At 58.6% G+C, this 12,830-nt stretch carries 5 protein-coding genes; 1 reads left to right on the forward strand and 4 read right to left on the reverse strand.

What is annotated here, in order from left to right; translation table 11 throughout:
* Nucleotides 1-269 precede the first annotated feature (269 nt).
* The 4 genes from ACO9S2_RS02465 to prsK all read right to left on the reverse strand — a co-directional run bounded on the left by ACO9S2_RS02465 (nt 270) and on the right by prsK (nt 10,004).
* Nucleotides 270-4,841, reverse strand: a complete 4,572-nt coding sequence (locus tag ACO9S2_RS02465; protein WP_423720240.1) for a beta-propeller fold lactonase family protein — start codon at nt 4,839-4,841, stop codon at nt 270-272.
* Between the two features lie 517 nt (nt 4,842-5,358).
* Complete coding sequence (locus ACO9S2_RS02470; RefSeq protein ID WP_423720241.1) at nt 5,359-6,123, reverse strand: choice-of-anchor N protein; 765 nt, start codon at nt 6,121-6,123, stop codon at nt 5,359-5,361.
* Between the two features lie 344 nt (nt 6,124-6,467).
* Entirely contained in the window at nt 6,468-7,826 is a 1,359-nt protein-coding gene (prsR, locus tag ACO9S2_RS02475; RefSeq protein ID WP_423720699.1) for a PEP-CTERM-box response regulator transcription factor, read from the reverse strand.
* Nucleotides 7,827-7,871: 45 nt separating this feature from the next.
* Entirely contained in the window at nt 7,872-10,004 is a 2,133-nt protein-coding gene (prsK, locus tag ACO9S2_RS02480; protein ID WP_423720242.1) for an XrtA/PEP-CTERM system histidine kinase PrsK, read from the reverse strand.
* Between the two features lie 882 nt (nt 10,005-10,886).
* On the opposite strand from prsK, the gene ACO9S2_RS02485 reads away from it, so the two are divergent.
* Nucleotides 10,887-12,488: a hypothetical protein gene (locus tag ACO9S2_RS02485; RefSeq protein WP_423720243.1), complete on the forward strand. Its 1,602-nt coding sequence runs from the start codon at nt 10,887-10,889 to the stop codon at nt 12,486-12,488.
* Nucleotides 12,489-12,830: the final 342 nt, after the last annotated feature.

Raw genomic sequence — 12,830 nt, forward strand, 5'->3', positions numbered from 1 at the left:
CTCATAACATTTTCAAACAGTTACGCATCCCTACTTGCGTAAACAGACTTTACACCTCGCGGCACCGACCTTTACAGCTAATGCCGGACAGAGCAAGGCGGACAAAGCCCTCTCCCCTAGCCGACAGAATCCGGATCTGTGCCCATAGACCCCGATGAACTGAAACTACATGCCAATAAAAGAAAAAGGGGCAAGACCGACACCCACCGCATCGGTCTTGCCCCCTCAATTTTTCCCTGCCGCCTCATAGGACGGCAACTCCCGATCTACTACTGCACCGCGCCGCTACCGGCAATACTGAAGGGACCGATTACCGGAGGCGCACCGACAAAGGTGCCTGCGGCCGTCAATGCCCCCGTCGTCCCATCAACCGTAAACACCGAGACATCGTTGGAATTAAGATTCGCCACATAGAGCCACCGGCCGCTGATATCCACGGTGGCGGAGGCCGGAAGAATTCCTGTCGTCACCGGACTCCCCACGGCCGTCAACGCCCCCGTCGTGCCGTTGATGGTATAGGCCACAACCGTATTGGACCCCTGATTGACCACATAGGCAAACCGCCCGGTCTGCTCCACCGTGACCGAGACCGGATTGATCCCGCTGGCCACCGGGCTGCCGACCGCCGTCAAGGCCCCCGTGGTGCTGCTGATTGTGAAGACAGACACGTTATTAGAGGTCTCGTTCGCCACATAGGCAAACCGCCCGGTCGGATCGACCGTCACACTCCGTGGGCTGGCCCCCGCAGCAAACGGACTCCCCGTCACTGCCGTCAACCTGCCATCCAGCCGATTGATCGTAAATGCTGATATGTTATTGGAGCCCGCATTTGCGACATACGCCCAGCGTCCGGTCGGATCCACCGTCACGCCCCGCGGCATGGTCCCTGCCACATACGGACCGCCGCTCACCACCGTCAACGCCCCCGTCGTCCCATTGAGCGCATACACCGAAACGTTGTTCGAGGATTCGTTCGCCACATAGGCAAACCGGCCGCTCGGCTCCACTGTCACACTCCGCGGGGTGGTTCCCGTTACCACGGGACTGCCCACGGCCGTCAAGGCTCCGCTTGCGCTCTCGATCGTGTATGCAGATACATTATTCGAGCCGGCATTCGCCACATAGGCAAACCGGCCACCCGGCTCCACCGTCACGCTCCGCGGGGTCGTCCCCGCCGCGAACGGACTGCCGGCAACGGTGGTTACCGCTCCGGTCGTCCCGTCAACCGTGTAGGCCGAGACGTTATTGGAAGCTTGATTGGCTGTAAAGGCAAACTTCGGCGTGAACTGCACCGCCGCCGTGCCACGGACCATTGCCAGAGAGCTCGGCCCGCTCCGGGCGGCCACGGTCGCCGCCGTCGCCAGAGGAGTCAATGCCCCGGTCGTCCCATCGATCGTGTAGGCCGACAGGCTGTTGGCGCCCATGTTCGTCACGTAGGCGACCCGCCCACTCGGATCCACTACCACAGAAAGGGGTTTCGTCCCTGTGGCGAAGGGACTGCCCGCCACCGGCGTCAAGGCGCCGGTCGTCCCGTTGATCGCATACACCGACACGCTGTTGGCACCGTTATTCACTGCATAGACAAATCGCCCGCTCGGATCCACCGTGACACCACGAGGGTCAGACAGGCCGGCAAAGGGGCTCCCCGCCACCGGTGTCAGTGCCCCCGTCGTCCCATCAATCGTATAAGCCGACAGGTTGTTGGATGTCCGATTCACCACATACGCAAACCGGCCAGTGGGATCCACCGCAATAGCCCGTGCCATTGATCCCGCAGCAAAGGGACTGCCTACCACCGGCGTCAGTGCGCCGGTCGTCCCGTCGATCGCAAACGCCGACACATTGTTGGACCCTTGGTTCGCCACGTACACAAACCGCCCGCTCGGATCCACCGCCATGGCCATGGGAATGGCGCCGGTCGCCAGTGGGCTGCCCACCGCCGTCAGAGCTCCGGTTGTATTATCGATGACGTATGCCGACAGACTGCTATCGGCGCGGCTCGTCACGTACACAAACCGCCCGTTCGGCTCCACCTCGACAGCATCAGGGTACGTTACAGTAGCCGCCGCCGGGCCCACCGACGTCAACGCCCCGGTCGCGCTGTTGATCGCAAACGCCGATACGGTATTGGCACCTCCATTCACTGTGTAGGCAAACCGCCCGGTCGGGTCCGCCGCCACCTGAATAGGCCCTCTCCCGGTATTGACATACCCCAGTGTCCGCAACTGGCCGTTCGCCGCATCCACCGCATAGATGGAGATCGTGCTATCGTTCTCATTACTTGCATAGATAAACCGCGGCACCGTCCCGCCCGAGGCAGGGGCAGCCCTAATAGTAAATGTTACCGGCACCGTAACCGCCGTCGCTTCAGGCGCACTCAGAGTGATGGAACCGTTGTATGTGCCGGCAGTCAGAGCCCCGGTTGCCACAGTGACAGTCAACGCACCATTGCCGGTCCCGGAGGTGGGACTGACCGTGAGCCAGGCGCCATTGACACTTGCCGACCAGTCGAGGGTACCACCGCCGACATTACTGATATTGAGCGTTTGTGACGACGGATTACCGCCTCCCTCCCGCGCAGTAAAGGACAAGGTTGCTGGACTGAGGCTGATCGCAGGCGGGGTAACCCCGCCTGCAGGCACATCCCCGAAGGTGCCCGCTGCCGTCAATGCCCCGGTGATGCCATCGAGCGTGAAAACTGAGACGCTGTTGTTACCATAATCCACATAGGCGAACCGCCCGCTCGGGTCCACGCTGACTGAGACCGGGAGAGCTCCCGTCGCAATCGGAGCGCTCGCCGCCGTCAGCGCCCCGGTCGTGCCATTGATCGCGAACACCGACACGTCATTGGAGCCCTGGTTTACCACATAGGCCACCCGCCCCGTCGGATCCACGGTGATGGACACGGGGCTCGCCCCTGCGGGAACTGAACCACCGACAGGCGCGAGAGCCCCGGTCGCACTGTTGATCGTATAGACCGACACGTCATTGGAGGTCTCGTTGACCACATAGACGAACCGGCCCGTCGGATGCACGGTGACCGCACGCGGCATCGTCCCCGCAGCAAACGGACTCCCCGACACCGCCGTCAGCCTCCCGTCCAGCCGATTGATCGTGAAGGCCGACACGGTATTGGAGCCGGCGTTCGCCACATAGGTAAACCGCCCGGTCGGATCGACCGTCACGCCCCGCGGCGTCGTCCCCACGGCAACCGGACTCCCCACAGCCGTCAACGCCCCGCTCGTGTTATTGATCGTGAATACCGACACATTGCTGGAGCCGGCATTCGCCACATACGCAAACCGCCCGCTCGAGTCCACCGCCACGCTGCGCGGGGCCGTCCCCACGGCAACCGGGCTCCCCGGCACTACCGTCAGCGCCCCGCTCGTGCTATCAATCGTAAATACCGACACATTGTTGGAGCCTTCGTTTGCCACATACGCCCACCGCTCACTCAGGTCCACGGCAACGTCACGAGGGGCCGTCCCTGCGGTAAACGGACTCCCCGGCACCGCCATCAGCGCTCCGGTCGTGCTATCGATCGTGGTCGCTGACACGTTATTGAAGCCCTGATTTGCCACATAGGCAAACTTCGGCGTGAATTGGACCGCCGTCGTGCCATGAACCATCGCGACGGAGCTCGGACCGCTGCGGGTGGCCACCGTCGCCGACGTGGCCAAAGGCGTCAGCGCACCCGTCGTCCCATCGATTGCAAATACCGACAGGCTGTTCCCACCGTTGTTCGCCACATAGGCAAACCGCCCAGTCAGATCCACAGTAACAAAGAGGGGCTTCGTCCCCGCGGCCACATCTGGGCCCACGGCCGTGAGCGCCCCCGTGTTGCTGTTGATCGCGAACGCCGACACGCTGTTGCCGCCGTTGTTTGCCACATACACAAACCGCCCGCTCGGCTCCACCGCAATCGCACGGGGATTGCCCCCTGTGGCCACCGGAGTGCCTACCGCCGTCAACGCCCCTGTCGTCCCATCAATCGCATACACCGACACATTGTTGGACGACCGGTTCGCCACATAGACAAACCGTCCGCTCGGGTCCACCGTGACAGCACGTGGCATTGACCCGGCAGTGAAGGGACTCCCCGCCACCGGCGTCAGCGCGCCGGTCGTCCCATCGATCGCAAACGCCGACACGTTGTTGGAGCCTTGGTTCGCCACATAGGCCCACCGCCCGGCCGGCTCCACCATGATGGCCACGGGCGTTGTGCCCGTCGCCACAGGACTACCTACCGCAGTCAGACCCCCGGTGGTGCTATTAATCGCATAGGCCGACATTGTGCTGGCGCCTTGGTTCACCACGTAGACAAACCGCCCGCTCGGCTCCACCGTCACGGCAGTAGGAAGAGCCCCGGTGGCTACCGCAGGACCCACGGCTGTCAGCGCCCCCGTCGTCCCATTGATCGTGAACGCCGACACGCTGTTGGCCCCCCCGTTCGCCGTATAGGCAAACCGTCTGCTTGGGTCCACGGCAACCTGGCTGGGCCCATTCCCGGTGAGGACATACCCGAGCGAACGCAACTGGCCGCTTGTCGCATTCACGGCATAGACCGAGATCGTGTTCTCGTTCTCGTTCGTGACATAGGCGAACCGCGGGACAGTCCCGCCACTACTGCCATCCGACTCGTTCGATCCGCTGGCCACGACTGCCCCGACTGCTCCGCTAGTGCCGCCTCCGCCGCTATCGCCTCCGCTTCCACAACCTGCCAGCGTCAGACTGCCGATGCTTAAGGCCACAACCCCCAAGCTCGAAGCGATGCCACGCCAAACATGCCGATACGGGGGGGAACTGCGGTGCATCATGGCCAGAGACCTGTTTGTATTCATGAAGGTTTCCTCCAGAACGGATCCGGGTTGTAATAGCTTATGTATGGCCTTCACTGGTCGTAAACCACCGGGAAAGCGTGCGCATCATGCACGAAACCCACATGATGAGGATATTCTGCTTTAGAGGGGTAATATCGAGGAGAAACGGACAACGCCTATAGAAAACAGTGAAGATTGCCTACAAACAATGGCAAATCCATGGAGAGTACCGCCCTTCGCTCTTGCTCAAGGGCCTCCACAATTTGGAAGCGAGCGGCACAGGCCAACTACAGGTGCTCCCCTCTGGCATCACGGACATCCGATTTCGGAATTGTTCATGCTGCCAAGGCGGATCCACCATCCACATGCGCAGACCATACAAGACCATGTCGTAGAGGTGCCTCCCCTGCAAAGGGAAGAAGGTAAGGAAACAGGATACGCCCGGGAATGGAGGCCTCGACCAAATAAAGAGGGCCGGTCGATCGGTGATCGCCGGCCCTCAGAAAACAGGGGCTCTCTATTATTTACCTCAGTCAGCTTACACTGACTGAGATGCACGCCGCCGCTGCCACAACCCAACGCCCAGCAACCCGGCTCCCATCAGCAACGCGGTGCTTGGCTCAGGCACGCCTCTCACCGTAGTGCCTGCATCGTTCGTGAAAGGGGCGTAATAGTTCGCATCAATATCACCGCTTCTGAACTTTTCACTATACAAGTCAAAATGCAGTGAATATGCGGAATTCATCAGACTGCGGTCTACCTGAAACGCCGCATAAAGCAACCCGGTTCCCCCTAGATGGGAGGTAATGCCGCCGGGATTTACCGCTGTGTTATAGATGCCGGCCGTATTCAATGAACCAAATGTAAATGCAAACTCACGGAAAAACGTGGGATACATTCCATGCGGGGCAAGATCCCCCTGGTCGAAGGTAGCCGTTAGACCTTCAATTGGCGGAGTGCCAAATGTCATCCCGCTCGTCACATTAACCAGGGTCCCGTTCACACTAAATGAGCCCAAGTCCGCTGCCGCCGATGTGAGAGGTTCCAACGCGACCGAAAGATAGTACGTATCGGTCAGGGATGGCGCACTCCCGGGGCGAGCCGTTGTATCGATTAACGCATACACTGTAAAGGTATCGCGTTGAGTCATCACTGTCTGGGTAGCAGTGTCGTACCAGCCTCCCGCAATATCGAGTTGTAAGGAGGGCACGGCATGTGCAGCAGGCGCTCCGACCGCTAACAACCCGAACAATGTGAGGCCGCTCAGAAAACCCGATAGGCCATTCCGACACTGATTATTCATGGTTCTTGATCCTCTCGTGAAATGGTGCAACATGAACTGTCTGGGGCCTAAGAGAGCACGATACATGCCACCCTATATTTTTTCGTAAATACTTGAAATTATAGGATCAAATGTCCGCGTAATGGATCAGGAGATAATCACTTGTAAGCTTTTTTTACAGAGACAACGAGACTGGATAAGTCAAACATATGAGATCATAAGCATTTCAACGCCTTGCGTGGCAGCGTCTACCGTCAAATGTATTTACAGGAACTGGAACTTTCAGAATGTCAGTAATTTACAAACCAACGCGCATAGTTTTTTTAACAGGCGCCCGACTCTTCTTCCTTGAGCTCTTCAAACGTTTACTTCTTCAACCCATACCGGGCCAGCAGTTGGTAGAGCGTCGGGCGACTGATCCCAAGCTCAGCCGCCGCGCGAGAGATATTTCCGCCGGCCTTCTCCATGGCGAGCCGAACCAGATCCTTTTCCCGGCTCTCGCGTGATTCCCTGAGGGTCGAAGCCTCTCCCTCCGTGCCAGCAGTGGGTTGCAACTCCAGGTTTGAGGGGGTGACATATCTCCCTTCTGCCATGAGCACCGCCCGCTTGATCCGGTTCTCCACTTCACGCACGTTGCCGGGCCAATGGTGCGCGGTTAATGCGGCCATCGCCTCGGGAGTGAATCCTGCGAGCGGCTTGCGCTGCTCTTCGGCAAACCGCCGCAAGAAGGCACGCGCCAGCAAGGGGATATCGGCGCGGCGTTCACTCAGCCGCGGCATGGGAATAGTGACGACGCACAGCCGGTAGTACAAATCCTCCCGAAAGCGTGCGCTGCCGATCGCGCTCTGGAGATCAACATGTGTCGCGGCAATGATCCTTGCATCGACGACAATGGAGTCTTTCCCACCCAGCCGCTGAATCTCATGCTCCTGCAAGAACCGCAGGAGTTTCACCTGGAGTGGCAACGGGATGTCGCCGATTTCGTCGAGAAACAGCGTGCCGCCCTGCGCGCTTTCGATGCGTCCCTTTCGTTGCTGCGCGGCTCCGGTAAACGCGCCTTTCTCATACCCGAACAGTTCACTCTCAAGCAGCGTGTCCGGAATCGCCCCGCAGTTAATGGCGACGAAAGGCTGGGCCTTTCTGGCGCTCTGACGGTGAATGGCTCTGGCGACCAGCTCTTTCCCTGTCCCGCTTTCCCCGGTAATCAAGACCGGCACATCTGACGGTCCGACACGCCGGATCATGCGAAACACCTCTTGCATACGCTCGCTGCCTCCGATCAGCCCTTCGAACTCGCTCTGCCAGGCCTGCTCCTGCAAGGCACGGTTGTCCCGCTCCAAACCGGAGAGATAGTTCGCGCGCTGCAGCACAATCTTCAAGACATCGAGCTGGACGGGTTTCTCAATGAAATCGCAGGCACCGCTTTCGATGGCCGCGACGGCGTTCGCCCGGTCGCTATTGCCCGTAACCACGATCACTTTCGCCCCGGGATTGAGCTTGAGGAGCTCGCGCAAGATAGCCAGGCCTTCCGAGGCCCCGTCGGTATCCGGCGGCAATCCCAGGTCCAGCAGAACCAATCGCGGCATCGCCTGCCGGACTTGCGCCAGCGCCGTCACACGATCAGACGCCTCCAGCAGCTGGTACTCCGGGGCAAGGGCCCACTTCATTTGGTCCCGAATCTCGGCATCGTCATCGACAAGCAGCAGGGCAGGGCGGGTATGCATCATGGCCTCACATATCCACGGCTTCCATCGCTAAGATGGCACAGTTCAATGCGTAATGAACGCTTTTTCGCGATCGCCGAACGGGCGAGACAGCGGGAATTCAATCCGGACTTGAGTCCCCTTCCCCACCTGACTTCGAATCTGAATCGTCCCCTGATGCGCCTCCACGATCTGCTTGCATTGGTAGAGCCCGATACCAAGGCCTCCGGGCCTGCTGGATTGAGACGGTTGGAACAACGTCTCAAGCATGCCGGAAGGGATTCCACACCCCGTATCCTCGACCATAATGACGACGGCGGCGCTCAATTGCTCGATTGCAATCGAGATATCCCCCTCATGGCCGATGGCTTGTTTGGCGTTCAATACGACATTGAGCAAGACTTGTTGAATCTGTTCTCGCACGGCCATGACCGGTTGAACCGCCTCCCCTGCAACGTGCAACCGCACCATCCCCTCTCCCCTGAGAGGGGCCACGATCTCCTCGACGAGAGCGAAGAGTTCCACCGCTTCAGGCGTTCCCGCGCACGGAGAATTAAAGGATGCGAGCGAGAGCTTGCTCAGAAGCGCGGTCATTTTTTGAGCGGTGTCCGTCACCGTCCTCATCGCCGATTCCTGGAACGCAGGATCCCGGCCATGATGTTGGGCGTTCTGAGCCACCAGCGACAATCTCGACGCCAGATTTTTCAAGTCATGGAGACAGAAAACCGAAAACCGGTGCAGCGCTTCCAGCTCTGCCGATGCCTGGCGCTCTTCCGCCCACCTCGCGTTGGAGAGCAAGGCCCCGACGTGATGGGAAATCCCGCGAAGTAAATCGCAATCCTCCGTTCCATAGTCCTCGCCGTGGGGCTGTTGCCCCAGGGCAACAAAGGCGCTGAGCCTGCCCTCTGTCCGGATCGGGAAACACAGCACCGTGCCCGACCTCGCCAAGGGATCGTCCAGGGCATCAGTCCCGGTGCCTTCTCCGTTCCTTCCTCCCTTAATGATGACCGGCTCATCTTTCTTCGATAGCTCCGCAATGACCGGATGCGTGAGATCGAGGAGGAACGGCTCCGTCTCAGCCATGACCGGTCTGATCTGAGAAAAGCGCCGATCCGCATCACGGAACGCCCATATGGCGATGGTGGTGGTGGAAAAGGTCTTAATCAAGAGATCCAGCAGGCGATCCATAATGGCGTCTTTGCTGGCCGCCTGCTGAAAAGCGTCGGTGACTTGAAGCCATTGGGCACGATAGTCATATTTCGATCGATAAAAATTCCGCGAGAGAAACCCGCGAATTTCCGCGCGCAGCGTTTTTGAGAACACGGCGATCGCCAGCCCGACCAGGGCCCCGAACACCACGATCACACTGAGACCGACTCCCAGCGATTGATCGGTTTGCCGGAGCCACTCTCCAATGGCCCCTACTGCGATCAGGTAAAGCCCGATAAGAATGAAGCTCACAGACCCCAAAAGAGCCTGCTGAGACACATAGGCGTTGACCAAGACTTCCCGCAATCGACTGCGCGCCAATCCATAGGCGATTAAGGACAGCGCAATGGCTGTGGCGAGGCTGGAGACCAGGACATATTCCGGCAGCCAAATCGGGACGAGGAGCATCTGACCGGCTTGGTAAATTTGATAGCCCGCCAGCCCACCCAGACCAATGACAATGAATTTCAATCGGTAGCGGACAGGTTCATGGCTCGCCCGTAAGACCATCTCCAGCTGGGCCAGCCCCACCGCCATCGTGACCACCAGGAACAGATAGGGCACGTACCCCCATGAGGCTAATGCGATTGCGGAGGTTCCGTCGTCGAACGCCCTCCGCTCAAGCACCTGATCTGTCAGTGTCAGCAACGCCAGAAGCAGGCCGAGCACAGCAACGATTCGAGTTCGCCAAAGAGCAGACGCATCCTTTCCCCCTTCCGCAGGATGAAAGAACGCAATCCCGGCATAGAGCAGGGCCGCCGGCTGGACCAATTCGGTTGCCAGAGCAAGCCGTTGCCAGAAGAGCGCCTGCGCATCGTCCAGCACTCCTGATCCCTGTGCTATGTGCGTGAGCGCGATCGCCCCGAAGAGTGCGGCGAGACTTGGATATGAGGAGCTGGCCTTCCTCCTGACAAACAGCAGGCAAGCCAACCCGCCAGCGAGAGCCGCCGTGAGAAATGCCACCATCGGGTACCACGCAGGAACGATCATGCTATTTCCGGGAAATAAGATTGCCACGCCGGGTAGACATTGACCCGAATGATTCCCCTTGAGCATCCATAATCTGAGAAATGAATCCTCTTTTAATCTAGTGGTAGCAGCAATGCAAAATATACCGCCTCTGAGAAGTCCTCTTACGTCAAGCACACCGGGCGTGAACTTCTTGAGTCAGGTCTGCTCGACACAAGAGGCATTGAGACGTATTGAAATAGCGCCTCGATTCTTACTGCCGGTACGAGCTTCAGACTGCAGGAGTTTACCTACATCATTCGAACAAGGCGTGAACATTTAATAAAACAATGCAACTGGATGAAATATATACGGTTAGGCATTAGATAGCGTTCAAATGATTCAAATAGTTTCTATGGCATCCTTAAACTAAAAGGTTATATGTACAATAATTTCCAAACAGCCTACGCTTTCCCAAGATCTCTATGACTCGTTAGCCAGGCAAGTTGGGAGGCCGGAGATTCGTCCTACCCGTTGTTTTTAAAGGTGTACTTACACCGCCTCTTGAAGAGACCTCAGCACAAACAAATCGCACTCCATTGTGGCACCACACTTGCTTGATCCATTGCGCGAGTAGAAAGACCACAAGGCGGAAAGACCATTCAAGGTCGTGTCTAGGTCGTGCGGTAACACAATTCCCAGGCGCTTGTGAGTGCGCGCAAGATGCGGTCGGACAACTGGCGTTGGCCTGGAACCGTTAGAAAGGAAAGAACCATGATACATGCAATCTCGAGGTTGGCGGGAATGAGAGCTCTTGCAACACCCGCTTTCGCCCAAAACCTTCACAGCCGGGCAAATGGTTGCTCCGATCAACCCGGTGGCGGCAAATGCTCGGATTTTCGGTTAACGATTGAGGCTACAACAATGAAACTGCTTCTTGCATTGTGTTTCGTATTGTCCCTGGCAGCGCCTTCCTTCGCACAGACTTACCAGCCCTTTCAGATCGCGCGGCCGGTCGGGGTCGGCACAGCAGGCACGGGCCTTCACGCCAGCAACCGCATTTATCGCGCCTATGCCGGCATCCCGTACCAGATTCATGCCGATGCCGTCGGAGGTCGCTGGCCCTATACCTATAGTCTGAGCGGGGCGCCGACCGGCATGACCATTGAGCCGGGGCCCTGCACCAACATCGGGCCACGGGGTTGTACGGCTGGAACAATCACCTGGTCAAATCCGACAACCGGGACGACCAACCCTATTACCGTCACGATTCGTGATGCCGATGGCCGGTCCGTCACGGGGACCTGGTCGATCAACGTTTCCACCAGGATTGGAGCCGACGGGTTTTGCTTTCTCGATGCGAACAACGGGAACGATAGCAGCGGCACTGGCTCGCTGGCCGCACCGTTTCGATCCATTGCCAGAGCCTATGCAGCCTGCGGAGCACGGTCGATTATCTATTTCCGTGCGGGGACCTATACCATTGATCCATCCATTGAGGACGGCAGCAACCCCGGTGACTGCGGCCGGCGCGTCTTGTGGTATGAGCCAAGTCGAGGAGTGACTTGGCTGGCCTATCCAGGCCAGACCCCCGTGATCGATTTCGAGTCGACGGGCAACATCCAGCCCTGCTTTCAGATGCAGGGAGAGAATATCTGGATTGATGGCCTGGAAATCCGCAACGTGGGAAGCATCGGTTTCAAGCTGAACTTGCGAAGCGGCGGTTACGGGGCCGTGGTCCGCAACGTCAATGCCCATGATCTCAGGGCTGGATTGGATGGGAGTAATTCCTCCTTCTTCCTGTGGACCCGTTGCGACAATTGCCCGACGTGGTTTGATACGGTCCAAAACAGTTATTTCGCCAATGTGTTGAGCGATGGCTGCTCATTGAAGGTCTACGGGGTTCAGCGCGGGATCTTTGAGACCAGCGCCTATTCCAGGACCACCTATAATGAGGCGACCATTGCTCTCAAGGGCACCGTGCCTAATTACACCGTGCGGGCCAATACGTTTGCGTCCGACGTAATAACGGGCGTCGGCGGCAACATGGACACGGCTTCCGTTCCGACGGGCGGGGAGATCTATCATAATTTATCGCGGGCGTCGGGCACGAATGACGTGACTGGCACGATCACAATCGGCGTCGCAAAGATCTCCTCGATCGCCCTAACCCAGGTGTATCGCAATACCTTCATCGGTCAAGTCACCGTGTCCAGGACTACATCGACAGATGGTCCCTACTACTTCTACAATAATGTTATTGTGAATAGTACCGGCGGAACGGGTGGCTCATGCGCCCGGAGGTTAAGCTGCTACTACGTAACAGACTATAGCCGCATCAACCTCCAGACCAATAATCTCCAGGGAGCTCCCGGTGATGGGATCGTGGATGCAAATGGGCTGCTTCAAGGCAGCTACCGCACCACCTGGATCGGTCAACGCGGGTTTGAATTGGCGGGTACCGCGACAAGCGGCGGGACGGACACGACACCTCCTGCGGCACCTCAAAACGTACAACTTTTCTGAGGGCCGAAGTACGTGAGACTGTAAGCCCGGGACTGGCCCAAGGGCTACCATTGCGCGTACTGGCGCAGCTCTTGGGCCCATCCCCCCGGCACTCTGAGCCGCACAAGGCGGCTCGCAATACCGTGCAGGTCCCGTTCCTATAGGTAGGGCCTGCACGACACAGACCTAGCCGCTGGATCAGGCCCGTCAGCCACGGCAGCAGTGCACACTCCTCAAGCCCTGGCTCTGCTAGTATCTCCCGCCCCACCTCCGTCAGGGCTGTTCGCCTGAACAGATTGCCGGACGACTCCACCGCTCGCATCCCGGCAATATGAGCATCCCCGTGTCGACTGAAACCAGCTA

It is taken from the genome of Nitrospira sp. NS4, from assembly GCF_049546785.1.
Lineage (GTDB): Bacteria > Nitrospirota > Nitrospiria > Nitrospirales > Nitrospiraceae > Nitrospira_D.

Coding starts and splice junctions, on each gene's coding strand:
- prsR (WP_423720699.1), bottom strand. CDS start 7,826: ATGCATACCCGCCCTGCCCTGCTGCTTGTCGATGACGATGCCGAGATT.
- ACO9S2_RS02465 (WP_423720240.1), bottom strand. CDS start 4,841: ATGAATACAAACAGGTCTCTGGCCATGATGCACCGCAGTTCCCCCCCG.
- ACO9S2_RS02470 (WP_423720241.1), bottom strand. CDS start 6,123: ATGAATAATCAGTGTCGGAATGGCCTATCGGGTTTTCTGAGCGGCCTC.
- ACO9S2_RS02485 (WP_423720243.1), top strand. CDS start 10,887: ATGAAACTGCTTCTTGCATTGTGTTTCGTATTGTCCCTGGCAGCGCCT.
- prsK (WP_423720242.1), bottom strand. CDS start 10,004: ATGATCGTTCCTGCGTGGTACCCGATGGTGGCATTTCTCACGGCGGCT.